Source organism: Arthrobacter sp. TJ-217 (assembly GCF_058269255.1).
In genome coordinates, this window is the sequence record NZ_JBZCNJ010000002.1 from 440,325 (window position 1) to 465,639 (window position 25,315).

Consider the following 25,315-nt stretch of genomic DNA (forward strand, 5'->3'; position numbering starts at 1 on the left):
GGCCCGGCGGATCCGACGCCGGCCTTCCTCACTCGAATTCCCGAGCACAGAACAGGTTGGATGAGTTGTGAAACTCGAACTCAAAGGAATCACCAAGCGGTTTGGTTCCCTGATCGCCAACGACCACATCGACCTCGTGGTCGAGCCGGGACAGGTTCACAGCCTTCTCGGCGAGAACGGCGCCGGCAAGTCGACGCTGATGAACGTCCTGTACGGCCTCTACTCACCAACCGAGGGCACGATCCTCGTCGATGACAAGCCAGTCACCTTCACCGGACCCGGCGACGCAATGGCGGCGGGCATCGGGATGGTCCACCAGCACTTCATGCTGGTTCCGGTCTTCACCGTCGCGGAGAACGTCGCACTGGGCAACGAGACCGTCAAGGCCGGCGGAATGCTCAACCTCGCCCAGACCCGCACCAGGATCCAGCAGATCTCCGACCAGTACGGGTTCGATGTCGATCCCGACGCCGTCGTCGAAGATCTCCCGGTCGGGGTCCAGCAGCGTGTCGAGATCATCAAGGCCCTCGTCCGCGACGCCGAGGTGCTCATCCTCGACGAACCGACTGCCGTGCTCACTCCCAAGGAGACCGACGAGCTGCTCGGCATCATGGGACAGCTGAAGGCCGATGGCAAGTCGATCGTCTTCATCTCCCACAAGCTCCGCGAGGTCAAGGCGGTGTCGGACGTCATCACCGTCATCCGGCGGGGCAAGGTCGTTGGGACGGCCGACCCCGACGCCTCAACCACCGAACTTGCCTCCCTCATGGTCGGCCGGTCGGTGAACCTGACCCTCCAGAAGGCCCCGGTGCGGCGTGGCGAAACCACGTTCAAGGTCCGCGACCTCACCGTTCGGGCGGCAAACGGCCAGCGCGTTGTCGACAATGTGAGCTTCGAGATTGCCGAGGGGGAGATTCTCGCCGTCGCCGGTGTCCAGGGGAACGGCCAGACCGAACTCACCGAGGCCATCATGGGACTCCAGGACCACGTCACCGGCTCAGTGACCCTCGGCGGATCCGAACTGGTGGGCCGCAGCGTCAAGGAGGTCATTCAAGCCGGAGTCGGGTTCGTGCCCGAGGACCGCAGCGTTGAAGGGCTCGTCGGTACGTTTTCCGTCGCCGAGAACCTGATCCTGAACCGTTACGACCAGGCACCCTTCGCGCGGGGGCTGAACATGGACTCCGCGCTGATCGCGAAGAACGCCGACGAGAAGATCGCCGAGTACGACGTCCGCACCCAGTCCGCTTCGGCCGCCGCAGGCACCCTCTCGGGCGGCAACCAGCAGAAGGTCGTCATGGCCCGCGAATTTTCGCGGCCCCTCAAGCTCTTCATCGCCTCCCAGCCCACCCGCGGCGTCGATGTCGGCTCGATCGAATTCCTTCACAAGCGCATCGTCGCGGAGCGGGACGGCGGCACCCCCGTCATGATTGTTTCAACAGAACTCGACGAAGTGCTCGAACTCGCAGACCGGATCGCCGTGCTGTACCGGGGCCGGCTGATGGGCATCGTGCCCGGCAACGCCTCCCGCGACGTCCTCGGCCTGATGATGGCCGGGATGCCCGCCGACGAGGCACTCAGCCAGGCCAATGAATTCCAAGGAGGGGACAAGTGAGTCCGCAGGAGAACCCGCCGGAGACCTCCGGCACCACCGGGGGCAGGCCCGAATCCCGCCGCGCGGCGCGCGAGGCCGGCAGGCAGGAGGAGCTCCGGCTTGAAGCGGCCGCAGAGACCGGCGACGGTCAGGTTCCCCCTCCCGCCGTTCCCGTGCCCGCGTCGAACCTTGCCGCGGCGAGTCCGGGCACCGAACAGCCGGTGCTTCAGCGCATCATGACCGGCAACGCGCTTGTCGCCGTCCTCGCCGTTGTCCTGTCGCTGATCCTGGGCGGGCTGCTGATCGCCATCACGAACGAGGAAGTCGCAAGTTCGGCCTCCTACTTCTTCTCGCGCCCGCTCGACACGATCGCCGCCGCCTGGTCGGCGGCGTCATCGGCCTACATCGCGTTGTTCGAAGGCTCGGTGTTCAACGCCGGCGGGACGACCTTCACGCGCATGATCTACCCCCTGACCCAGACCCTCACCGTCGCAACGCCGCTGATCTGCGCTGGACTCGGAGTGGCGCTTGCGTTCCGCGCCGGACTGTTCAACATCGGCGCGCAGGGCCAGATCCTCATCGGTGCGACCTTCGCGGCGTGGGTCGGATTCACCCTCCACCTGCCCGTCGGAATCCACCTGCTGCTCGTGATCTTCGCCGGGATGCTCGGCGGGGCGCTGTGGGCCGGACTTGTGGGCGTGCTCAAGGCACGCACGGGTGCCCACGAGGTGATCCTCACCATCATGCTCAACTACATCGCGGTGAACCTCGTGCTGTACCTGCTGAGCACGCCGGCGTTCCAGCGCCCGGGATCCACCAACCCCATCAGCCCGCAGCTCGACCCGACGGCCCTCTACCCGCCGCTGCTGGGAACCGGGTTCCGGCTCCACTGGGGCTTCGTGCTCGCCGTGCTGGCCACGGTCTTCGTGTGGTGGCTGCTGAACCGCTCCACGATCGGGTTCGAACTCCGCGCCGTCGGCGCCAACCCCAGCGCCGCCAAGACGGCGGGCGTGAGCGTCGGCAAGAGCTACATCGTGGCCATGGCCATCGCCGGTGCCCTCGCCGGACTTGCCGGGGTCGCCCAGGTCTCGGGCACCGAAAAGGTGCTCACCTCGGGGGTGGCCGCGAGCTTCGGCTTCGACGCCATCACTGTGGCGCTCCTTGGCCGCTCGTCGCCGTGGGGGACGTTCGCAGCCGGCCTGCTGTTCGGCGCCTTCCGCGCCGGCGGTGTCACAATGCAGGCCTCCACCGGCACGAGCATCGACATTGTGCTTGTGGTCCAGTCCCTCATCGTCCTGTTCATTGCCGCACCGCCGCTGGTGCGCTCGCTCTTCCGCCTGCCGGTGCCCGGCGCCATCCAGGCCGGCAAGGGCAGCAGGAACCGCACCGCCGCAGCCACCGGAGGCCAAGCATGAGTACCGCCACCACAGCAGCACCCGAGCGCCACGACAGCGGGCCCGGAACGGTCCGCAGCTGGAAGACGCCGATCCTCCTGAGCATTTTGGCCCTCGCGGCGCTGCTGCTCTTCGCCCTCGGAGCCCCCGGCAACGACGTCACGTTCCGCCTCTCGGATCCCAACGACGCCATTGTCCTGCCCCAGCTTGTCCTCTCCGCACCGGCAATCGGCTGGCTCACGTCGCTGCTGCTGATCGCCGGCGCGGCCTTTGCCATCCTCAAGACCAGGCGGGGGGAGCCCCTGCCGGTCTGGCTGCTCGTCGTCTTCGCCCTGGTCTTCCTCATCGGGTTCCTGACCTGGGTGGTGGGCAGCGCGCGCACGCCGAACGTTGCCCTGTACGGGCTGCTGGCGGGCTCGGTCACCCTGGCCGTGCCGCTGATCTTCGGCTCGCTCTCCGGTGTTCTCAGCGAACGCTCCGGCGTGGTCAACATCGCCATCGAGGGCCAGCTGCTCTTCGGCGCCTTCGCCGCCGCGGTTGCGGCGTCCCTTTCCGGAAGCGCAATCGTCGGGCTCTTCGCCGCGGCGGCGGCGGGTGTGCTTGTCTCGCTCGCCCTGGCCGTCTTCAGCATCCGGTACATCGTGAACCAGGTCATCGTCGGGGTCGTCCTCAACGTGCTGGTTTCCGGGCTCACCGGGTTCCTTTTCTCCTCGGTGCTCAGCCGGGACGCCGAAACCTGGAACACGCCGCCGCAGCTTCCCGTCCTGAGCATCCCGCTGCTCTCCGACATCCCGATCCTCGGCCCCATCCTGTTCGAGCAGACAATTGTTGGCTACCTGATGTACGTTGCCGTTGCCGTCATCTACGTCGCGCTCTACCACTCGCGGTGGGGCCTGCGCACCCGCGCCGTCGGCGAACACCCCAAGGCCGCGGACACGCTTGGCGTCAACGTCAACCGGATGCGCTTCATCAACGTCCTGCTCGGGGGCGTGGTCGCCGGTGTCGGCGGCGCCTTCTTCACCCTCGTATCGGTGTCGGGCTTCGGCCGGGACATGACCGCAGGCCAGGGCTACATCGCCCTCGCCGCGCTCATCTTCGGCCGGTGGAATCCGCTCGGTGCGTTCTTCGCCGCCCTGCTGTTCGGCTTCGCGACGAACCTCTCCAACGTGCTGAGCCTGCTCGGCACCCCGGTACCCGACCAGTTCCTCAGGATGCTTCCCTACGTCGTGACGATCTTCGCCGTCGCGGGGCTCGTCGGCAGGTCCCGGGCGCCAGGAGCCAGCGGCATCCCGTACATCAAGGGCTGAGCGCCGCGCCGCGAACGCCCAGCACCACCAGCGCCGTCCGGGCAGCCGCCCGGACGGCCCAACGAACGGGGAGAACCCATGATTGAACCGGCAGACGTCCGCTGGGATGAGTTGACCGCCGCCGCAACCACGGCCATGGAGAAGGCCTACGCGCCGTACTCCAACTTCCCGGTCGGGGCAGCAGCCCTGACCGAGGACGGCCGTATCGTTACCGGGTGCAACGTTGAGAACGCGTCCTACGGCCTCACCCTGTGCGCCGAATGCTCCCTGATCAGCAACCTCGCCATGACCGGCGGCGGGCGGCTCGTGGCCTTCAGCTGCGTTGACCGCGCCGGAAACACCCTCATGCCGTGCGGGCGCTGCCGCCAGCTGCTCTACGAATTCCGGGCTCCCGGGATGCTGCTGCTGACCGTCAGCGGCGTCCGCACCATGGACCAGGTGCTTCCCGACGCCTTCGGACCCGACAACCTTTCCTGACGCGGCCCCCGCCGCCACCCCCCAGCTCCCAAAGGTAGAAAACTCATGACCGAAGCCTTCGACGCCGTCGATATCATCCGCACCAAACGGGACCGCGGAACGCTCAGCCCCGAACAGATCGACTGGACAATCGACGCCTACACGCGCGGTGCAATCGCCGACGAGCAGATGGCGGCGCTGAACATGGCGATCCTGCTCAACGGGATGGACCGTGCCGAAATCTCCCGCTGGACCGCGGCAATGATCGCCTCGGGCGAGCGCATGGACTTCTCCTCCCTGGGCCGGCCCACGAGCGACAAGCACTCAACGGGAGGCGTCGGTGACAAGATCACCCTTCCGCTCGCACCCCTCGTCGCGGTCTTCGGGGTCGCCGTGCCGCAGCTGTCCGGACGCGGCCTCGGCCACACCGGGGGCACCCTCGACAAGCTCGAATCGATCCCGGGCTGGCGGGCATACCTGAGCAACGAGGAGATGATGAGCCAGCTGGCCGACGTCGGGGCAGTGATCTGCGCCGCCGGAGCGGGCCTTGCCCCGGCCGACAAGAAGCTCTACGCGCTGCGCGACGTCACCGGAACGGTCGAGGCAATTCCGCTCATCGCCTCATCGATCATGAGCAAGAAGATCGCCGAGGGCACCGGCTCGCTGGTGCTCGACGTCAAGGTCGGCACCGGCGCCTTCATGAAGACCCGGGAGGACGCCCTTGAGCTGGCACGGACGATGGTCGATCTGGGCACCGACGCCGGCGTGCGCACTGTGGCGCTGCTGACCAACATGAGCACCCCGCTCGGACTCACAGCCGGCAACGCCATTGAGGTCGAGGAATCCGTCGAGGTCCTCGCCGGAGGAGGGCCGGAGGACGTTGTCGAACTCACGGTGCGCCTCGCCGAGGAGATGCTTGCGGCGGCAGGCGTCTCCGACGCCGACCCCGCAGCGGCCCTGAAGGACGGCCGGGCGATGGACGTCTGGAACCGGATGATTGAGGCGCAGGGCGGCGATCCGCGGGCCGCGCTGCCGGTGGCCCGGGAATCGGAGACCATCTACGCCCCGGCCGACGGCGTGCTCGTCGAACTCGACGCCCTGTCCGTCGGCGTGGCGGCGTGGCGGCTCGGCGCGGGCCGGGCCCGCAAGGAGGATGTCGTGCAGGCGGGCGCCGGGGTGCGGATGCACGCCAAGCCCGGGGCGCTTGTCCGGGCAGGGGAGCCGCTCATGACACTGCTGACCGACACCCCCGAGCGGTTCGAGCGGGCCCGCGAGGCCCTCGCCGACGCCGTCGTCATCGCCCCCGAGGGATCGCGGCCGGCCCAGGAGCTCATCCTCGACAGGGTCTCCTAGGCCCCGCCGGTCCGGTCGGTCGGCTCACTGTTCCGCCGGACCGGCCCGCAGGGGTTTTTGGCCGCTGTGGGGGACTTAATCGGGGCCCTCCCTGATGCGTGCCGGTCCGCCGGGGAGCAGAATCGGTCAATGCTCAGTCAAATTGACCCCGCCCAATGTCACGGACCCAGGGCGCCGGGTGGCTCCCCGTGGACCTGATCCTCTCCCTGCTCACAGGGATCAATTCCTGGGTCATCGACGCCGCGGCGCAACCCTGGGTGTACCTCCTGGTGTTCATCTGCTGCACCGTCGACGGGTTCTTCCCGCCCTTCCCCAGCGAGTCGGTGGTGGTCGGCCTTGCCTCCCTGATCCTCACCCAGGGCCATCCCAACCCATGGCTGCTGATGCTTGCCGCCTCGCTTGGCGCCGTCCTCGGCGACAACACCGCCTATGCCATTGGCCGGGGCATCGGGCTGACCCGTTTCCGGTGGATGCGGCGGCCCCGCATGCGCCGCTCCTTCGCCTGGGCGGCGTACGAACTCGACAAGCGGGCCGCCTCGCTGCTCCTTGTAGGCCGCTTCCTGCCGATCGGCAGGGTGGCCGTGAACCTCGCCGCCGGGACCACCGGTTACCCCCGGCGTCGCTTCGTCGCCCTGTCCGGGCTCGCCGGCGCCGTGTGGGGCGCCTACTCCGTGGGGATCGGTGCGCTGGCCGGAGCCTGGTTCACCGGAAACCAGCTGCTGGGCGTGGCAGTGGCAATCGCGGTGGCCGTGGTGATCGGCGTCGCCGTCGACCGGGTGCTCAGCGCGGTCTCCGGCAGGGGCGCGGCCCGGGCGCTCCCCGCGGCGGCAGGCCCGGACCTTCCCGATATCGAGCAGGCCGCCTGAGGGTGCGGCCCGAACGGGCCCCGCTGTAGGGTTGAAAGCGTGACTGACACCTCAAGCAACCCCGCCCCGGGCACCTCCTTCGATATCCGCAGCCTCCCGAAGGTCTCCCTCCACGACCACCTCGACGGCGGCCTCCGGCCGGCAACGATCGTTGAGCTCGCCGGCGAGATCGGCCACGAGCTGCCCACCACCGACCCCGATGAGCTCGGGCAGTGGTTTCGCGACTCCGCCGACTCCGGCTCGCTCGTACGCTACCTCGAGACGTTCGACCACACTGTCGCCGTCATGCAGACACGGCCTGCCCTGGTGCGGGTTGCCCGGGAGTTCGTCGAGGATCTTGCCGCCGACGGCGTTGTCTACGGCGAGGTCCGCTGGGCGCCCGAGCAGCACACGGCGCAGGGGCTCTCCCTCGACGAAGCGGTCGAAGCGGTCCAGGAAGGCCTCGAGGCCGGGGTTGAGGCATCCCTCGCCGCGGGCAGGGTCATCCAGGTCGGCCAGCTCATCACCGCCATGCGCCACGCCGACCGCGGCCGGGAGATCGCCGAACTCGCCGTGCGCCACCGCGACAACGGCGCCGTCGGCTTCGACATCGCCGGAGCCGAGGACGGATTCCCGCCCTCACGGTTCGCCGACGCATTCACCTACCTCGCCGAACAGCAGTTCCCCGTCACCGTCCACGCCGGCGAAGCCGCGGGCCTCGAGAGCATCGTTGACGCACTCGTCACCGGGCGCGCGCTGCGGCTCGGGCACGGCGTCCGCATCGCCGAGGACATCGGGATCGAATTCGACGACGCCGGAGACGAGGTCGGCATGGCCAACCTTGGCCGCATCGCGGCGTGGGTCAGGGACCGCGGAATCGCCCTTGAGCTGTGCCCGTCGTCGAACCTGCAGACCGGCGCCATCGCGGCGTTCGGCGAGGGCATCGAAAACCACCCCATCGACCTGCTCTACCAGCTGGGCTTCAAGGTCACGGTCAACACCGACAACCGGCTGATGAGCGGCGTCACCCTGAGCGGGGAGATGGAGCTCCTTGTCGACACCTTCGGCTACGACCTCGGCGACCTGCTTGAGCTGACGCTCAACGCCGTCGACGCCGCGTTCCTCCCGCTTGAGGACCGCGAAGCGCTCGTCGAGTACGTGATGGTCGGCTTCGACAGCGCTGCCTCCTAGGCACCCCGAGGCATGGGCAGGACACCTGAACCCGGGAGCGATGGTGCGGGGGCGGCGATTGAGCGGCTTGTGCTTGTCATCGCCCAGCTGCGCGAGCACTGCCCGTGGATGGGCGCCCTGACCCATGCTTCGCTCGTCGAGTACCTGATCGAGGAGTGCTACGAGCTCGTCGACGCAATCGAGGCTCTCGAGGCTGCCGGGACGCACACCGGGCCCGCCGCCGGCCCGGCATCCACGGACGAGCGGGGGAGTGCACCAGGGACGGCCCGCGCCGGGGGAGCGGTGGGCGCCCGGGACGAGCTGCGCGGAGAGCTCGGCGATGTCCTGCTGCAGGTGGTCCTCCATGCCCAGCTCCAGCGCGAGCACGGCGGCTTCGGCATGCTCGAAGTGATCGAGGGGCTCACGCGGAAGATGGAGCGGCGCAATCCCCACGTGTTCTGCCCCGACGGATCGCTCCAGGAGAGATTCCCGGCCACGGTCGAGGAGATCGTGGACACCTGGCAGGTGGTCAAGAAGCAGGAGAGCCCGTCCCGGGAACCCTTCGACGGCATTCCCCGGCACCTGCCGGCACTGGCCCTGGCCGCCAAGAGCCTCGGGAGGGCGGCTTCCCTGCACCCGGCCGCGCCACCGCCGAGAACCGACGTTCCGGCCGCCCCGCCGCTGCCCGCGCCCGCCACCGAGGAACAGCTTGGGGAGCAGCTTTTCGCACTTGCCCGGGCCGGCGTGGAGCAGGGCCTTGACCCGGAACGGGCGCTGCGCGCCGCCGTCGCCCGCTTCCAGGCCGCGGCCGGCGGAGCCGCTGGTGGTTCCTAGCGGACAGGGGGCAGCCGGAGGTCGGCAGGCATGGAAGCCCGTCGGCGGGCGGGTGCTGTAACCGCTCCGGCCGGGAACGCCCTGCCGCAGCGGTGTGCCCGAATCCCGATCACCGCACCTGGTGCGGATGTTGCAGGTGTGCCTCCCGCGCATCAGCGAGCCGACATGACACGATAGCCACGCCCCGCACTGCGCTGTCGCTGTCGGCGTCCTCCGCCGTGCGCGGAAAGCGCGACGGACGCAGCCGTGGCTTATGCGAGCCGCACCAACCCTTAGGAAGGCGCACCACCGATGTCCCACCGAGCACGGAACCGCCCTCCGCGCGCCGCAGGGTTCACGCTGCGGCCCACCCGCAGCACGCTCAAGGCCTTCGCCCTTCCCGTTGCGGCATGCCTGGCGGTCCTTGGGGTTGCTGCGGTTGATATCCGCTCCGAGCTTGCCGAACGGGACCGCCTGGAGAGGGCCGCTTCGGCCCACTGTGCGGTTGTCGACCGCGCCGCCCTGGTCCCGGAGACAGGGGCGCTGTTCGGGGTAAACCTCGATCTTGAGGAGAATCCCCTCGCCGACTACGCCGATGCTTTGGGCCACGCCCCGGCGGTCAGCGTCTCCTTCACGGCTTTCCCCTACGACGAGCGGGGGAGGGCCAACCTCGAGCGCGCCGCGGAGCAGATCCGTGACAGCGGCCGCATGATGCTGTTGACCCTCGAGCCAGTCCAGGGCCTTGAGGCCGTGACCGACGATGCCATCGACTCCCTGGCCGAGGACCTCGCGGCGTTGAACGCGACGGGAGTTCCGGTCATCGTGCGCTTCGCCCACGAAATGAACGGGTCGTGGTACGCGTGGTCCCAGGAGCCCGCGGAATACGTAGCCAGCTTCCGGAAGATGGCCGGCGTCATTCACGCCAAGGCACCGGGATCGGCAATGATGTGGGCGCCGAACTACGGGGGTGGCTACCCCTTCGTTGAAGGGCAGTACAAGGCCGAGTCGGGAACCGCCGCCTTCGCCGCCCTCGATACCGACGACGACGGCGCCTTGACGAGGACCGACGACCCCTACGCCCCCTACTATCCCGGCGACGACGCGGTCGACTGGGTAGGCATGTCGATCTACCACTGGGGCTCGGAGTACCCGTGGGGGGAGAATGAACTGCCCGAGCCCGGCAAGTTCATCGAACAGCTCACCGGAACCTACTCCGGAGCCAACGGCGACCACAGCGCGGTGCCCGACTTCTACGCCGTCTACGGGCGCGACCACGCCAAACCCGTCGCCATCCCCGAAACCGCGGCCCTCTTCGCCCCCGGCGGCAGCGGGGCCGATGAATTGGACCTCAAACGCGCCTGGTGGGAGCAGCTCTTCGCCCCCGAGATCCCCGAGGACTTCCCGCAGCTGAAGATGATCAACTGGTTCGAGTGGAACAAGCACGAGTCCGAGGTTGACGGACCGGTGGACTGGACGGCGACGCGCACCGCGGAGGTGCACGGTGCCTTCACCGCAGCCCTTCCCAGCTGGCTGCGGTACGCCCCCGACACCGCCTGCACCCTGGTATCCCCGGTGACCCCGGCCGGCTGACCGGCACCGATCCCAAATCAGCCGGAACAGATCAGCTGGAACAGATCAGCCTGTACCGATCAACCCGCTTTAGATCAGCCGGACACAGGTCAGCGGGTTCTGATCCTGTGTGGTCCACGCAGTGGCGAAGTGAGACGCCCGACCCTGCCCGTGTAGGGCACGGTCGGGGTCCCTCCTTCCTGAGCGGTTATCCCAGCCCTCAGGCCCTGGAATGTTTCCGCACGAGGATCCGGGCGCGAAGGCGCTGAATTTGAGGCATGAGGCCATAAATCACGATGGGAACCGCGACAGTGGCAAGGACGAAGGTGCGCAGAACAGGATTCAGCATTGCCAGCCAGGGCCCGAATACAAGGTTAAGGATGGTCAGTGTGGGGAAGACCGCCACCCAGATCATCAGCGCCAGCTGGTGTTTGCTCGGCGGTCCGGGGCGGTAGGGCGCGGTGGATGTTGACGCTGATGCTTCGGGCGTGCTGGAGTTCATAGATTTCCTTGAGGTGTGTGGATTACTTTTACTTAGCGTTGCCGACCACATGTAAGAGGCTGGGACTGTGGTTTATTCCCTCCCGCTCAATGCGGGCAAGGGGACAGCGTCAAGAGCCTGCATCTCCTCGGTCACTGAGCCGAGAACCTGGAAGGTGCTAAGTGGCCGGCCACGTGTGTAGCGTGGTGGATTCCTTTTCTATTCCCGATTGTCTTCTTCGCCCCGGTCTTCCGGTACGGATCGAGGGGTCCCTGATCCGCCCGTCACCAGTCAGCCGGTCTCCGCAGGCGGTTCGACGGGCCGTGCGTCGAAGATCCGCAGCAGGGCGCCAATCTCCTGGTGGGCCGTCGTGGGATGGCGGAAGTGCTGGTGTGCTTCGACCACGTAGTGCGTGCGGCGGCCCTCCTTGAGGCGTTGGAGGTATCCGGCGTCCTCCAGGTCCTTCAGGATGTGAAGGGTCGCCCTCGGGGTGATCCCTACCCGGCCGGCGATGTCCTGGACCAGCATGTTCGGCTCCGCGGCCACGGTCAGGAGCACGTGGCCGTGGTTCGTGAGGAACGTCCACGGCGGCCGCCGCGGAGGTGTGGGGGACGGGCCGGACGCGGCCGCTGCGCCGTCGCCGTCGGCGTCGCTGGCCACGGCTTCTGATGTTCTCATGGTGGGGTCCTCCTGATTCCGGTTTGCGGTAGGTAAGGCTGCGGTGGAGACACCTGCGGTCGGGGCCGCTGCGGTAGGGATGTCGGTGCGGCCGGCGGCGGCCCGGGCCGCGCGGTTCCCTGCAGGGAACCGCGCGGTCCCAGGAGTCAGCGGTCTGCCCGCTCGGGGGCCTTCTTCTCCTCCCTGCGGCGCCGGCCCCACAGGGGTTCGAGGGCCGCGATCTCCTCGGGCTCGGCGTTGCGGAACGGCGGAGCGGGCGGGGCCGGGAGTCCGTGCCTTTCCTGGCCCCTGGTCGCAATGAGGCTCGCTGCAATGGAGACGCTGAGGATCACGGCGATGACGGCAAGCGAGATGGGCGTCGGGATGTAGTAGACGTCGATCTTGAGGGCCATCTTAATGCCGACCCAGATCAGGACGAGAGCCAGTCCGGCCTTGAGGTAGACGAAGCGGTGGATGAGGTCGGCGAGGAGGAAGTACATGGCGCGCAGTCCAAGGATGGCGAAGGCGTTGGCGGTGAAGACGAGGAACACTTCGTCGGTGACCGCGAAGATCGCCGGGATGGAGTCCACCGCGAAGATGATATCGGTGACTTCAACCATCACCAGGACCGCCAGCAGCGGCGTTGCAAGCAGCACCGAGTTGCGGCGGATCAGGAACCGCTGGCCGTGGAAGGCATCCGTCATGGGGACATGGCGGCGGAACAGCTTGAGGGCCCGCGACTTTTCCGGAGCGATGTGTTCATCGCGTTGGCGGAGCATCTTGTACCCGGTGTAGAGCAGGAACGCGGCGAAAAGGTAGAGCACCCAGCCCGCGCTGGCGATGATTGCCGCTCCGGCCGCGATGAAGATGGCGCGGAACACGAGGGCGCCGAGGACTCCAAAGAACAGCACCCTGTGCTGGAACTCGCGGGGGACTGCGAAGAAGGTGAAGATGATCGCCCAGACAAAGACGTTGTCGACGGCGAGGGATTTCTCGATCAGGTAGCCCGCAAAGTACTGCTGCCCGAACTCGGCTCCCCAGAACCGCCAGATCACGGCGCCGAAGGCGACGCCGAAGAACACCCAGACAGCTGACCATGCCGCCGCCTCACGCACCCCGATGACGTGGGCGCGGCGGTGGGCGAAGAGGTCGACGAGGAGCATCAGGAGGATAAAGCCGATAACGGCGGCCCACACCCATAGGGGGACGAACATGTAAACCTGCTTCCAGTCAGTAACAACCAACTGGAGGTCTCTCCCGGCCGCAGTGCCCGGCCTGTTCACCGGAAGGCGCCGGGGCCTTCGTACTGACGATGAACGGGATAAGGGGATACTCCCCTCCACGTAGGAACAAGTGAAGCACACTTCACCTAAACAGAAAAGACCCCGGATGCGCCGAGCGCCCGCCGCGCGCCGTCAAGGCCGAGTGTTGACGGCGAGTTCGACCCCGAACGCCTAGTTCACCCGGCGGTGAACTAGGCTAGAGGTGACACTGCCGTTGCTTTTGACACTGCCGTCCAACCCGGTGCGAATTTCTCCACTCCAACGAACAGGAGCATTTCCATGGCAATTATCGACGCCATCCACGCAAGGGAAATCCTTGATTCCCGCGGCAACCCCACGGTCGAGGTCGAAGTACTGCTCGACGACGACACGTTCGGCCGCGCCGCCGTTCCCTCCGGCGCTTCAACGGGAGCCTTCGAGGCAAACGAACGCCGCGACGGCGAAAAGAACCGCTACCTCGGCAAGGGCGTCCTGCAGGCCGTCGAGGCAGTAATCGAGCAGATCCAGCCCGCGCTCCTCGGCTTCGACGCCGCCGACCAGCGCGCCATCGACCAGGCGATGCTCGACCTCGACGGAACCGAGAACAAGTCGAGCCTCGGCGCCAACGCCATCCTCGGTGTCTCGCTGGCCATCGCCCGTGCCGCCGCAGAATCCTCCGCGCTGCCCCTCTACCGCTACCTCGGCGGCCCCAACGCACACGTGCTTCCCGTCCCGCTCATGAACATCCTGAACGGCGGCTCACACGCTGACTCCGACGTCGACATCCAGGAATTCATGATCGTTCCCCTCGGTGCCTCCTCCTTCTCCGAAGGCCTGCGCTGGGGTGTTGAGGTCTACCACGAGCTGAAGGCCGTCCTCAAGGAAAAGGGCCTCGCCACGGGCCTTGGCGACGAAGGCGGCTTCGCGCCGAACCTTCCGTCGAACCGCGACGCACTCGACCTCATCACCACCGCGGTTGAGCGTGCCGGCTACACCGTTGGCACCGACATCGCGTTCGCCCTCGACGTCGCCGCCTCCGAGTTCTACAAGGACGGCGTCTACACTTTCGAGGGCAAGTCCCTGAGCACCGCCGAAATGAGCACCTACTTCGAGGAACTCGTCCGCGACTACCCGCTTGTCTCCATCGAGGATCCCCTCGACGAGGAGGACTGGGACGGCTGGAAGGCGCTCACCGCCGCCATCGGCGACAAGGTGCAGATCGTCGGCGACGACCTCTTCGTCACCAACCCCACCCGCCTCGAGCGCGGCATCAAGAACGACACGGCGAACTCGCTGCTGGTGAAGGTCAACCAGATCGGAACGCTCACCGAGACCCTCGACGCGATCTCCATGGCGCAGCGGGCCGGATACACGACAATCACCTCGCACCGCTCCGGTGAAACCGAAGACACGACGATCGCCGACATCTGCGTTGCCACGAACGCGGGCCAGATCAAGACCGGCGCGCCGGCGCGCTCCGAGCGGGTTGCCAAATACAACCAGCTCCTGCGCATCGAAGAGGAGCTCGACGACGCGGCACGCTACGCCGGCCGCAGCGCCTTCCCGCGTTTCACTGCCTAGTTGAACCGGAGGGCGGTTACCCTCGTAGGACGGGATCATTGATTCCGGCACAAGCACCACCCGAGGAGTAACATGTCAGCCCGCCGACCCAACGTGCCGCGCGCCGTCCGCCCCTCGCCCTCGGCGGGGCGGACGGCAGCGGGCACCGGCGCAACGTCCGGACGGGCGGCGGGCGCGCACGAGTCAGGCGCTCCGGCGCCCGGCGCGCACGACCCCGTCGTTCCGGCGCCGGGCGGCGCCGGACCCCGCAGCGCCGAGCCGGGGCGCGGCCCCGCCCGGCCGCCCCGGGCGCAGGCAAGCCCCTCCCAGGCGCGTGCCGCGGAACGGGAGCAGCTGGCCGGTGCGATCCGCCGTGCGGGCTCGAGCGTGGTCCGGCCCAAGAATCGGGTCATCATTCCCGCCGAGGACGCCAAACCCATTCCGGCGCAGTCGTTTTCCGGGCGCCTGCTTGCCCTCGCCGTCGTCCTGATCGCCGTGACGGTGCTCCTCGCCCCGTCGATCAGCACCTACCTCAAGCAGCAGGGTGAACTCCAGACCCTCCGCGAGGACATTGCGAGGCAGGAGCAGATCCAGGAAGAACACCGCGCGGACCTCGCACGGTGGAACGACCCCGCCTACATCAAGCAGCAGGCCCGCGACCGGATCTTCCTCGTAATGCCCGGGGAGAAGCGCTATCTCGTCAAGGGCGGCGCCGGCATTGAAGAGTCATCGGGCGAGGGATCGCAGGACCAGCCCGAAGACCTGCCCTGGGTCGATTCGCTGTGGGACTCGGTTTCCCGCGCTGCGACCGACTAACCGCCGGCGCACCGCCAGAGCACTACATACAACCTGCCGAAGGAACGTTTCCCGTCGGCAGCAGGAAGGACCCCCAGTGGCTGAGCAGGACCAGCACACCCCAACGGAAAAGGACCTGGAGGTCCTCAGCCGGCAGCTGGGGCGGCCGGTGCGCGACGTCGTCGAAATCGGCGCGAGGTGCGTCTGCGGGAACCCCCTCGTTGCCACCACGGCCCCACGGCTGGGCAACGGCATCCCGTTCCCCACCACCTACTACCTCACCCATCCGGTGATCACCGCCGCGGTGTCCCGGCTCGAGGCAGAGGGCGTCATGAGCGAGATGACGACGCGGCTCGGGGAGGACGCCGACCTGGCAGAACGCTACCGCGAAGCACACGAGGCCTACCTTGAGGCACGCCGCGCCGTCGGTGAACGCGCCGGCGTGGGCCCCGTGCCCGAGATCGACGGCGTCTCCGCCGGGGGCATGCCCTCGCGCGTCAAATGCCTTCACGTGCTCGTCGGGCACTCCCTCGCAGCCGGTCCGGGCGTGAACCCCCTCGGGGATGAAGCGATCGAGGGGATCGGGTCCTGGTGGACCGTCGACGCCTGCTATTGCGAGGGGGCCTGGGACACCGGCGGCGACGCCCCGAGTGCGGACCTCAGCCGGCACACCAAGACCCAAGGCCTGAGCCCCGAAGAACTTGAACGCAAGCGCGCCGCCCGCCGCAACCAACCCCAGGGGGACCAGTGAGAACAGCAGCAGTCGACTGTGGCACGAACTCCATCCGGCTTCTCATCGCCGATATTGACGACGCAGGGGTGTTGACCGACGTCGAGCGCCAGATGCGCGTTGTCCGCCTGGGGGAGGGGGTCGACGCCACGGGCAGGCTTTCCGAGGCAGCACTGGCCCGCACCTTCGCCGCGACCGACGAATACGCCGACCTGATCCGGCGCCACGACGTGCCGGAGGTCCGCTTTGTTGCAACGTCGGCCTCGCGCGACGCCGAGAACCGTTCCACGTTCGTCGACGGCATCCGCGAGCGGCTCGGCGTCGAGCCGGAGGTTGTCTCGGGCCAGGAGGAGGCGTCGCTGTCGTTCAACGGCGCAGTGAGCGTTCTTGACGTGCCCGACACCGAAACCGTTCTCGTGGTCGACCTCGGCGGCGGCAGCACCGAGTTCGTTGCCGGACGCGGCGGCACCGTGGTTGCCGCGCGCAGCATGGACATGGGCTGCGTGCGCTTCACCGAACGCTTTCTCACCACCGACCCACCGACGGCGGAGGAGATCGCCGCCATGGAGCGCGAGGTCCGGAACCTGATCCGCGAGGCGGGGCGCGACGTGCCGCTTGAGTCGGTGACCTCGATGGTCGGGGTGGCCGGAAGCATCACCACTGTCACCGCGCACGCCCTGGCCCTGCCCACGTACCTCCCGGAGCGGATCCACGGGGCACGCCTTGGCACTGCAAGAATCAGCGCCGCCGCCGACGACCTGCTGCACATGGACAGGGCGGCGCGTAAGGCCCTTCCCTATATGCATCCGGGCCGCGTTGACGTCATCGGTGCCGGCGCCCTCATCTGGAAGTGCGTGGTTGAACACCTCGCGGAGGTCACCGGCGGGCGTGTCGACTCCGCCGTCGCAAGCGAACACGACATCCTTGACGGCATTGCCCTGAGCATTGCCGCACGTGGAGGCGCCAATGCATAGGAGTGCCGATTCACGCTCCGGAGGCCGAACACCCGCGGCCCTGCCGGTACGCCCGGCGCGGGGAAGGCCACCCCGCCTTGCACCTGAGGGAGCCCCGGAAGCCCGGCGCCGGCCGCCGCGCCGCCCCGTGCAGGGCCGGCCGTCCGGACACGCCCGCGCTCTGCCCGCAGCCGTCGCCGTCCTGATCAGCGCCGCACTCGTCCTTCCCGTCGGGGCCGCGCCGGCCGCTGCCGACGCCATCCGGGAAAAGGAATACTGGCTCAAGGACTACGGCATCACCGAAGCCTGGAAGACCACCCAGGGTGAAGGGGTGAAGGTCGCCGTCATCGACAGCGGCGTCGACGGCACCCACCCCGACCTCAAGGGCGCCGTCGTCGGGGGAACCGATCCCTCGGGAGCCGGAAGACCGGACGGGCAGCAGGGACTGGGCGAAGTGCCCGAACACGGGACCCTCGTTGCGACACTGCTTGCCGGCCGCGGCCACGGCTCCCGGCCCACGGCCACCCCGAAGGAATCCGCGGCCCCGTCCACCGGTGCCCTCGGCGGGCACGGCCGCGGCCCCGACGGCATCGTTGGCGTCGCACCCAAGGCCGACCTGCTGGCCGTCTCGGTCTGGATCGAGGGCCAGAACAGCGGCCCGAATCCTGCCGGGGTGAGCACCGACGAGCAGATCCCCAACGCCGTGCGCTGGGCGGTCGACAATGGCGCCAAGGTCATCAACATGTCCCTCGGCAGCACCTCAACGACCTGGCCCGAAAGCTGGGACGACGCTTTCCTCCATGCGGAGAAGCACGACGTCGTGATTATCGCGGCGGCCGGGAACCGCGCCGGCGGGCTCACCCAGGTGGGTGCCCCGGCCACCATTCCCGGCGTCCTTGCCGTCGCAGGCCTTGACCGGCGGGGAACGGCGAGCCGGGAATCCTCCTCCGAAGGCATCAGCATCGCCGTTGCCGCACCATCCGAGAACCTCGTCGGCGGACTGCCCGGAGCCTTCTATGCCGACTGGTCGGGCACCTCCGGTGCCGCGCCGCTGGTCTCGGGCGTCGCTGCGCTGATCCGTTCGGAGCACCCCGAACTCAGTGCCGGCCAGGTGGTCAACCGGATCATCGGAACGGCCCGCGACGCCGGCGCCCCCGGATTCGACACGATCTACGGGCACGGCATCATCGACGTCGCGGCGGCCGTCAACGCCGATATCGCCGTGCCCGAGGCGAACGGTCTGGGCAGCATGAAGGAATGGATCTCGGTGTACCGGCGCGGGAAACCCGCCCCGGAAACCGCGGCGCCGGCTCCCGCCACCCAGGCACCGGCACCGGACATCCCGGAGCCCAAGGCGCCGGTGGCCGACGAGAGCGCGGTCGCGTCGGACCTCCTTCCGGCGGGTGTGGTGCTCGGGTTCTCCGGGCTGTTCGGCGTGCTTCTAGTGGCTGGGTCGCTTCATCTGATCCGGGTCCGCCGCACCGCCGCCCAGAGCCCGGAAACGCGGAGCATCGACACCGGTTCGCTCCCGGCCGCCCGCGACAATCCGGCCGGTGACGACGGTTCATCGGCCTTTCCGGCAACTTAGTGAAGATTTTCACAAAGTCCGGTAGCATCGTGGCATGGCATCGAACCCACAGTTCTCCGATCGTCCGCGCATCCTCGTAGTTGGGGGCGGTTACGTTGGGCTCTATGTAGCCCACAAGCTGCAGAAAAAGGTGAAGTCCCACGGTGGCATCGTCACCCTGGTCGACCCGCTGCCCTACATGACCTACCAGCCGTTCCTGCCCGAGGTTGCCGCCGGCAACATCGAGCCCCGGCACGCGGTGGTCTCGCACAGGGCGCACCTTCAGGACACCGAACTGATCAGCGGCAAGGTCACCTCAATCGACCACGCGGGCCGCAAGGCCGTCGTTGAGCCGGCAGGCGGCGGAGAGCCGTTCGAGCTCGGCTACACCGACGTCGTCATGGCCGCGGGCGCCATCACGCGCACGTTCCCGATCGAGGGCCTCAAGGAAGAAGGCATCGGCCTCAAGACGATCGAAGAGGCCGTCGCACTGCGGAACCAGATCCTCGAGCGCATCGAGACCGGTTCGCTGATGCCCGCCGGCCCCGCACGCGACCGCGCGCTCACCTTCGTCGTCATCGGCGGCGGGTTCGCCGGCATCGAGGCGATCACCGAGATGGAGGACATGGCCCGCGACGCCGTCAAGAAGAACGGCCGCCTCACGCGCTCGGACCTGCGCTTCGTCATGGTCGAGGCAATGGGACGCATCATGCCCGAGGTCACCGAGCAGCAGGCCGTGTGGGTCGTTGAGCACCTGCGCTCCCGCGGCATCCAGGTGCTGCTGAACACCTCGCTGGCAAGCGCCACCGACGGCAACCTCAAGCTCATCAACATGCCCGACAAGACTCCGGCCGACGAGTTCGAAGCCGACACCCTCATCTGGACCGCCGGTGTCCAGGCCAACCCCATGGTGCGGTCGACGGACTTCCCCATCGACGAGCGCGGGCGCCTCCGGGCCAATGCCGAACTGCGCATCACCGGGGACGACGGACCGATCGAGCACGCCTGGACCGCAGGCGACGTCGCCGCTGTGCCCGACCTCAGCGGCGGGGGAGTCGGAGGCTTCTGCGTCCCCAACGCCCAGCACGCGGTGCGCCAGGCGAAGCTGCTTGCGAAGAACATCTACGCCCAGAACTACGGCGTGGGCAACGTCCGCCAGTACAAGCACACGAACCTCGGCGCCGTCGCAGGCTTCGGCACGTTCAAGGGCGTTGCGAACATCATGGGCTTCGGCATGCGCGGCTTCCCGGCCTGGCTCGCCCACCGCGGCTACCACGGCCTCGCGATGCCCATGTACGAGCGCAAGGCTCGCGTCATTTCGAACTGGACGATGAGCTTCATCTTCGGCCGCGACATCGCCCCGATTTCGGACCTGCAGAGCCCGCGCCGCCAGTTCCAGGAGGCTGCAACGCCCCAGGCGAAGAAGGCCCCGGCGCTCCAGAGCGCCCCTCCGGCGCCTGTCGGCAAGGCGGCCGCATCAGACGAGAAGGCAGCGACAAAGGCATAGTCGCAGCCCTCATCCGCCCGGCGGCGGCTTTGCCTGTAGAGGCGGGGCCGCCGCCGTCCCATTTAAGCAGTCCCGCTTAGGCCGTCCCACTTGACCCGTTCCACTTGAGCCGTTCCACTTGAGCCGTCCTGCGCAGGCTGTCGAGCAGGCGAGCGGCGCCCTGTCGTCCTGCGCCGCCGGCTTCCCTGCGCAGCTCTCCCTCGTCCCGGGCGCCCTGCAGGCCTTGCAGCGGCCGTGGGGCGGCACCCTGTCCCAAGCTGCCTGAGGCTTGGCCGAGCCGCGTCCGGCCCTGGAGGCCCTCCGGAAGGGGAACGCTCCTCCGGCCCCGGGGCCGGCCAGGGAACGGGTCGTCCACTGATCGGGATATTCTTGGGAGTGCCGCAGTCACCGCTGGCGCGGTGCGCCCCAGTAGCCCAATGGCAGAGGCAGCAGACTTAAAATCTGTTCAGTGTCAGTTCGAGTCTGACCTGGGGCACAACACTTCCCGGATTCCCATCCTGCCAAGGGGGCCGCCGGTACCGGTACGGCCGCCGGCTCTGCGCGCCCGGACCCCGCAGCCTCCGCGCCCGGACCCCGCAGCCCTCCGCGCCCCGATCCCGCAGCCTCCGCGGCCGCCGCGCCCGGACCCCGCGGCCCGCCGCGCCCGGGGCCGGAGGCAGGACGGCCCCAAGGATCCGCCGGCGCATCCCGCGCCGTGGAAAGCCGTCCGGTCCGAAACCAGGAGTGCTCCAGGGCCGCCGATTCGGGCTCCTTGAGCTCCCGTGAACCGCCGCGGGGGAGTGCAGTGTCAAGCCCCGAATGCGGAATCTGTGACGAGCGTTACAAGGATGTAACCGGATTCCCTTATGTTCGACACGAATTTGCATTAGCTTTTCTACATGCCAGGAACACCTGGCGATCGCATCAAAGGCTAAGAACGCCTTTCGGTCGAGGAGACAAATTCATGACTGTTACACGCAACCCCGTGCGGCTTGGCATTGGGGAGAATGCCCCGCGGGCGGCGAAGATCGCGGCCCTGAGCCTGGGGATCGCGCTCTTTGCCTCAGGCTGCGGCGGATCCAATGCACCGGAGACCGGGGGTGGCGAAAGCTCGGCACCCGCTGACGCTGCCGGCGCACTGTCCTGTCCTCCCAGCGAAGGCGGCAAGGCTGCCGAGGCCGGCGAAAAGGGCGATCCCTCAGCTGTCCCTGAAGCGAAGACCGTCACCGACACCCCGCTCAAGCTCGGCACCCTGCTTCCCACGACCGGCACACTTGCATTCCTCGGCCCGCCCGAAATTGCGGGCGTCAACCTCGGCGTGAAGGAAGTCAACGAGGCCGGCGGCGTCCTCGGCAAGGACATCTCGGTTGTCCACCGCGACTCCGGCGACACCACAACCGACATCGCCACCCAGTCCGTTACAGATCTGCTGTCCCAGGACGTAAGCGGCATCATCGGTGCTGCGTCCTCGGGCGTTTCGAAGACCGTCATCAACCAGATCACCGGTGCGGGTGTCGTGCAGTTCTCTCCCGCGAACACCTCCCCGGAGTTCACTGATTGGAAGGACGAGGGCCTCTACTGGCGCACCGCACCGTCAGACGTTCTCCAGGGCCGCACCCTTGGCAACTACATCATGTCCTGCGGCGCACAGACCGTGGGCATGATCGTCCTCAACGACGCCTACGGCACCGGTCTGCAGAAGAACATCACCGAGACCGTCGAAGGCGCGGGCGGACAGGTTGTCGCAGCCGAACTCTTCAACGAGGGTGACTCGCAGTTCAGCAGCCAGGTCGACGCTGTCGTCGCGGCAAAGCCCGACGCCATCGTCATCATCACCTTCGACCAGGCCAAGAGCATCGTTCCCCTGCTGACCGGCAAGGGCATCGAGCCGAGCAGCATGTTCATGGTCGACGGCAACACCACCGACTACAGCAAGGACCTGGAGCCTGGCACCCTTGAGGGCGCCCAGGGCACCATCCCCGGCCCGTTCACCGGTGAGACCTTCCAGAAGGCACTGCTCGAGATCGACCCCGACCTGACCAGCTGGAGCTACGCAGGCGAGAGCTACGACGCCGTCAACCTCATGTCCCTCGCGGCCGAGGCTGCAGGCAGCACCGACGGTAAGGCAATCGCGGCCGAGCTTGAGGGCGTTTCCAAGGACGGCGAGAAGTGCTTCGACTTCGCAGGCTGCGTGACGCTCCTGCGCAACGGCGAAGACATCGACTACGACGGCATCTCCGGACCGGTCTCCTTCGACAAGAACGGCGACCCGACTGAAGCCGCCATCGGCATCTACCAGTACGACGCGGAGAACATCCCGCAGCCGAGCCGCTCCGAGGTGGGCAAGCTCTAACCGAGCAGCACCCGCAGCACCACGGACGGTAAAGCATCCAACCGAAGAACCCCGCCCCTCGTCCTCTCCGGAGGCGAGGGGCGGGGTTCTTTCGTGTGCAGGGGGCTTCGGAAAGCCGGCGGCGCCCCCGGCGCACCCGACTGCGGTAAACGCGCCCGAAAACAACGTCCGCACCCGGTTAACCGCGTGCGGATGTCGCAACCGGGTGCGGGGAACGCTTCGTGGTGCACAGGGCCCGTCACCGCCGCCGCGCAGCCGGGGCCCGGCTAGTGTCTCCGGAGGGGCCGCTGGGCACGGGCGACGGCGTACGACCTCGCCCGCAGCTGGGCGGCCCAGGAGTACGTCCCGGCCCCGGGAAGCGGGTTCAGCACGGGGTCGAAGCGGAGGTCATCCTGCTCCTGATCCGGGTCGAGCGTGAGGTCCAGCCGGCCGAAGGCCGCCCAGGGGCCCCGAAGGCGGGAATAGCGAAGCTCGAGGGACCACGTGCCGCCGTCGAGCTCCTGACGGAATCCGGCGAGCGCGGCGGGCAGGGGGCCTGGTGCCCCTGTGGTCCACGCACCAAGCAGGACCGGGCCGGCGGCGCCCTTGTAGGGCATCAGCGTGGTCAGGGGCGCCCCAGCGGCGTGGAGCCGGGGCATGAGCAGGAACCGGCCCGCAGCGGAAACCCCGGTCGAGGCCAGCAGGACGTCGGCCGGCGCGTCCGGAGGCCCGGTCCGCAGCGCCAGGCCAAGGATGTCGGGCAGCCCCTCGGGCAGGCCCACGGAGCGGGAGAAGCGCGCCGTGACGCTGCCTGTGCCCGGGGTGTCCACCCAGCCGATGCCGCTCGGGACCGCTGGTCCGGCAATCGTCAGGGTTCCGCGGAGGCGCACGCCCCGGGGGTGGATGGGGCGGACAGGGCGGAGGAGTTTCATGGCGGCGAAGACCGCTTCGAATCCCGCACTCGCGACCCGGCTGGGATCAATGGTCATCGTGTCCTCCCGCTGGTCGCCCTCCCGGCGCACCGTCGGCAGCCGAGGTCCGGCGCGGTTCGGGACCTGCGCCGCGGTTCGAGTCTTTCACACGGTCGGCGGGAGCGGGCGGATATCTGCCGGCGCAACGTGGCCGGACGTACCCCGGACAGCACTGTGGGCGGTGCCGTTTCCGGCACCGCCCACAGTGACTGCCTGCAACCTACGCCGTGTCGGCGAGGGTCCCGAGGTAGAGCTGGATGACCTTGGGATCCTTCATAAGTTCACGCCCGGTGCCGGTGTAGGCGTCCTTGCCCTGGTCGAGCACATAGGCCCTGTCGCAGATCTGGAGGCACCGGCGGGCGTTCTGCTCCACCATGATCACCGAGACGCCGGCACGGTTGATCTCGTGGACCCGCAGGAACGTCTCATCCTGTTTCACGGGAGAGAGCCCAGCGGAGGGCTCGTCGAGGAGCAGGACCGCGGGTTCCATCATGAGTGCCCGGCCCATCGCCACCATCTGGCGTTCGCCGCCGGAGAGCGAGCCGGCCCGCTGGGCCCGCCGCTTTCCAAGCTCCGGGAAGAGCTCCGTGACGAATTCGAACCGCTTCTTGAAGTCCTTGGGGCGCTGGTACATGCCCATCTGCAGGTTTTCCTCGATGGTCAGGGTGGAGAAGACGTTGTTGTTCTGGGGCACGAACCCCACGCCCCGGCTTACCAGGCGGTTGGCTTTAAGGCCCGTGAGGTCCTTGCCGCGCACCACCACCTGGCCGGAGTGGATCTTCACGAGCCCGAACATCGCCTTGAGCAGCGTCGACTTGCCGGCCCCGTTGGGCCCGATGATTCCGATCAGCTCGCCCCGGCGGGCCTCGATGCTGCATCCGTTGAGGATGTTGACGCCCGGAAGGTAGCCGGCCACGAGGTCGGTGACCTTGACCACCGAATCGCCCTCGAACGAGTCGTCGTGCGCGCTCATCGCTTTTTCTCCTCGTTGTCGATGGAGCTGCCGGATGTGCTCAGCTCGGTGATGTGGCGGCCGATCACGCCTTCCTCGGGCGTGCCGACCGTCGATTCCTCGTCGTGTGCCAGCTCCTCCTCGAGGCGTTCGACGCCGGCGGAGTCGCCGAGGTCGACGTCGTGGTGGGCACCAAGGTAGGCGTCGATGACGGCCTGGTCCTTCATGACGATGTCGGGCGGTCCCTCGGCGACGACCTTCCCTTCCGCCATCACCACCACCCAGTCGGCAATGTGGCGGACCATGTGCATGTCGTGCTCGACGAAGAGGACCGTCATGCCTTCGGCCTTCAGGTTCTTGATGTGGTCGAGCAGGGACTGCGTCAGCGCAGGGTTCACGCCCGCCATCGGCTCATCGAGCATGACCAGCCGCGGACGTACCATCAGTGCCCGCGCCATCTCCAGGAGCTTGCGCTGGCCGCCGGAGAGGGAGGCCGCGTAGTCATCGCGCTTGGTGTCGAGCTTGAATTTGGCCAGCAGCGTTTCGGCCTGCGCCGTGATCTCCTTCTCCCGCGAGCCCCATATGCCCTTGAACAGGGCGCGGGCCAGGGACTCGCCCGGCTGATCGGAAGCCCCGAGGCGCATGTTCTCGATGACGGTGAGCTTGCCCATGACCTTGGTGAGTTGGAAGGTGCGCACCATGCCCATGCGTGCCACCTTGTAGGGCGGCACTTTCGCAAGGGGCTTCCCATCGAACTCCCAGTCGCCGCTGTTGGGGGTGTCGAACCCGGTCAGCAGGTTGAACAGGGTCGTCTTCCCTGCGCCGTTGGGGCCGATGAGGGCGGTGATTTTGTTGCGGGGGATTTCGAGGTACTCGACGTCGACAGCGTTGATGCCGCCGAAGCTGCGCGTCACGTTCTTCGCCACGACGATCGGATCCCGCTTGCGGCATCCCGGGCCGGCCTCGCCGGTGGCGATGGGCCGGGAGTCCGTCATGAAGTCCTCCCCGCCGGCGCCGCCCGGTGCCGCCTGGGTGGCGGTGGTGACGGCGGTTGCCCCTGTTGCCTCAGGG

General features: G+C 68.0%; 22 protein-coding genes and 1 tRNA gene. 17 read left to right on the forward strand and 6 right to left on the reverse strand.

The genetic code is table 11. From position 1 onward, the window contains the following. Positions 1-67: 67 nt before the first annotated feature. From AC4D2R_RS05160 to AC4D2R_RS05200, 9 genes are all read left to right on the forward strand, one after another. Positions 68-1,612, forward strand: a complete 1,545-nt coding sequence (locus AC4D2R_RS05160) for an ABC transporter ATP-binding protein (RefSeq protein WP_490938156.1) — start codon at positions 68-70, stop codon at positions 1,610-1,612. Next, positions 1,609-3,006 (forward strand): ABC transporter permease, encoded by a 1,398-nt coding sequence (locus AC4D2R_RS05165; RefSeq protein ID WP_490938158.1) that lies wholly within the window; start codon positions 1,609-1,611, stop codon positions 3,004-3,006. Before AC4D2R_RS05160 ends, AC4D2R_RS05165 begins: the two co-directional genes overlap by 4 nt. Next, positions 3,003-4,292, forward strand: a complete 1,290-nt coding sequence (locus tag AC4D2R_RS05170; RefSeq protein ID WP_490938160.1) for an ABC transporter permease — start codon at positions 3,003-3,005, stop codon at positions 4,290-4,292. The genes AC4D2R_RS05165 and AC4D2R_RS05170 overlap by 4 nt, the downstream gene beginning before the upstream one ends. Positions 4,293-4,370: 78 nt before the next feature. After that, positions 4,371-4,769 carry a cytidine deaminase gene (locus AC4D2R_RS05175; RefSeq protein ID WP_490938162.1) on the forward strand — a complete coding sequence of 133 codons (399 nt, stop codon included), beginning with the start codon at positions 4,371-4,373 and terminating at the stop codon, positions 4,767-4,769. Between the two features lie 45 nt (positions 4,770-4,814). Next, a complete protein-coding gene (locus AC4D2R_RS05180; protein ID WP_490938164.1) occupies positions 4,815-6,101 on the forward strand; it encodes a thymidine phosphorylase in 1,287 nt (428 codons plus the stop codon). Between the two features lie 155 nt (positions 6,102-6,256). Then, entirely contained in the window at positions 6,257-6,967 is a 711-nt protein-coding gene (locus tag AC4D2R_RS05185; protein ID WP_490938166.1) for a DedA family protein, read from the forward strand. A gap of 39 nt (positions 6,968-7,006) precedes the next feature. Beyond that, the gene (locus AC4D2R_RS05190; protein WP_490938169.1) at positions 7,007-8,137 is read left to right on the forward strand and encodes an adenosine deaminase; all 1,131 of its coding nucleotides are present in this window, start codon (positions 7,007-7,009) and stop codon (positions 8,135-8,137) included. A 12-nt stretch (positions 8,138-8,149) separates the two neighbouring features. Continuing rightward, positions 8,150-8,950 (forward strand): MazG nucleotide pyrophosphohydrolase domain-containing protein, encoded by an 801-nt coding sequence (locus AC4D2R_RS05195; RefSeq protein ID WP_490938171.1) that lies wholly within the window; start codon positions 8,150-8,152, stop codon positions 8,948-8,950. A 291-nt stretch (positions 8,951-9,241) separates the two neighbouring features. Further along, positions 9,242-10,519 (forward strand): glycoside hydrolase family 26 protein, encoded by a 1,278-nt coding sequence (locus tag AC4D2R_RS05200; RefSeq protein ID WP_490938173.1) that lies wholly within the window; start codon positions 9,242-9,244, stop codon positions 10,517-10,519. Positions 10,520-10,718: 199 nt separating this feature from the next. Here AC4D2R_RS05200 and AC4D2R_RS05205 read toward each other — a convergent pair whose 3' ends face one another. From AC4D2R_RS05205 to AC4D2R_RS05215, 3 genes are all read right to left on the reverse strand, one after another. Next, on the reverse strand, positions 10,719-11,000 hold the full coding sequence (locus AC4D2R_RS05205; RefSeq protein WP_490938175.1) for a putative antibiotic biosynthesis monooxygenase: 282 nt from the start codon (positions 10,998-11,000) through the stop codon (positions 10,719-10,721). A gap of 270 nt (positions 11,001-11,270) precedes the next feature. Next, positions 11,271-11,657 carry a helix-turn-helix transcriptional regulator gene (locus tag AC4D2R_RS05210; RefSeq protein WP_490938177.1) on the reverse strand — a complete coding sequence of 129 codons (387 nt, stop codon included), beginning with the start codon at positions 11,655-11,657 and terminating at the stop codon, positions 11,271-11,273. Between the two features lie 146 nt (positions 11,658-11,803). Continuing rightward, positions 11,804-12,850 carry a TerC family protein gene (locus AC4D2R_RS05215; RefSeq protein ID WP_490938179.1) on the reverse strand — a complete coding sequence of 349 codons (1,047 nt, stop codon included), beginning with the start codon at positions 12,848-12,850 and terminating at the stop codon, positions 11,804-11,806. Between the two features lie 348 nt (positions 12,851-13,198). Between AC4D2R_RS05215 and eno the strand changes: the two genes are divergently transcribed. The 8 genes from eno (at position 13,199) to AC4D2R_RS05255 (ending at position 22,342) form a co-directional block, all read left to right on the forward strand. Continuing rightward, positions 13,199-14,479 carry a phosphopyruvate hydratase gene (gene eno / locus AC4D2R_RS05220; RefSeq protein ID WP_490902227.1) on the forward strand — a complete coding sequence of 427 codons (1,281 nt, stop codon included), beginning with the start codon at positions 13,199-13,201 and terminating at the stop codon, positions 14,477-14,479. Between the two features lie 72 nt (positions 14,480-14,551). Then, positions 14,552-15,274 carry an FtsB family cell division protein gene (locus AC4D2R_RS05225; protein ID WP_490938181.1) on the forward strand — a complete coding sequence of 241 codons (723 nt, stop codon included), beginning with the start codon at positions 14,552-14,554 and terminating at the stop codon, positions 15,272-15,274. A gap of 76 nt (positions 15,275-15,350) precedes the next feature. Beyond that, the gene (locus tag AC4D2R_RS05230; RefSeq protein WP_490938183.1) at positions 15,351-16,004 is read left to right on the forward strand and encodes a DUF501 domain-containing protein; all 654 of its coding nucleotides are present in this window, start codon (positions 15,351-15,353) and stop codon (positions 16,002-16,004) included. Beyond that, positions 16,001-16,957 (forward strand): Ppx/GppA phosphatase family protein, encoded by a 957-nt coding sequence (locus AC4D2R_RS05235; RefSeq protein ID WP_490938185.1) that lies wholly within the window; start codon positions 16,001-16,003, stop codon positions 16,955-16,957. Before AC4D2R_RS05230 ends, AC4D2R_RS05235 begins: the two co-directional genes overlap by 4 nt. Then, positions 16,950-18,524 carry a S8 family peptidase gene (locus tag AC4D2R_RS05240; protein WP_490938187.1) on the forward strand — a complete coding sequence of 525 codons (1,575 nt, stop codon included), beginning with the start codon at positions 16,950-16,952 and terminating at the stop codon, positions 18,522-18,524. Before AC4D2R_RS05235 ends, AC4D2R_RS05240 begins: the two co-directional genes overlap by 8 nt. A 34-nt stretch (positions 18,525-18,558) precedes the next feature. After that, complete coding sequence (locus tag AC4D2R_RS05245) at positions 18,559-20,010, forward strand: NAD(P)/FAD-dependent oxidoreductase (RefSeq protein WP_490938189.1); 1,452 nt, start codon at positions 18,559-18,561, stop codon at positions 20,008-20,010. Between the two features lie 402 nt (positions 20,011-20,412). Further along, positions 20,413-20,485 (forward strand) — tRNA-Leu (locus AC4D2R_RS05250). Positions 20,486-20,953: 468 nt separating this feature from the next. After that, positions 20,954-22,342: an ABC transporter substrate-binding protein gene (locus tag AC4D2R_RS05255; protein WP_490938191.1), complete on the forward strand. Its 1,389-nt coding sequence runs from the start codon at positions 20,954-20,956 to the stop codon at positions 22,340-22,342. A 266-nt stretch (positions 22,343-22,608) separates the two neighbouring features. Here the strand turns inward: AC4D2R_RS05255 and AC4D2R_RS05260 are convergent, their stop codons facing one another. From AC4D2R_RS05260 to AC4D2R_RS05270, 3 genes are all read right to left on the reverse strand, one after another. Beyond that, positions 22,609-23,310 (reverse strand): hypothetical protein, encoded by a 702-nt coding sequence (locus tag AC4D2R_RS05260; RefSeq protein WP_490938193.1) that lies wholly within the window; start codon positions 23,308-23,310, stop codon positions 22,609-22,611. Between the two features lie 202 nt (positions 23,311-23,512). Then, positions 23,513-24,265, reverse strand: a complete 753-nt coding sequence (locus AC4D2R_RS05265; RefSeq protein WP_490938195.1) for an ABC transporter ATP-binding protein — start codon at positions 24,263-24,265, stop codon at positions 23,513-23,515. Then, positions 24,262-25,239: an ABC transporter ATP-binding protein gene (locus tag AC4D2R_RS05270; RefSeq protein WP_490938373.1), complete on the reverse strand. Its 978-nt coding sequence runs from the start codon at positions 25,237-25,239 to the stop codon at positions 24,262-24,264. The genes AC4D2R_RS05265 and AC4D2R_RS05270 overlap by 4 nt, the downstream gene beginning before the upstream one ends. Positions 25,240-25,315: the final 76 nt, after the last annotated feature.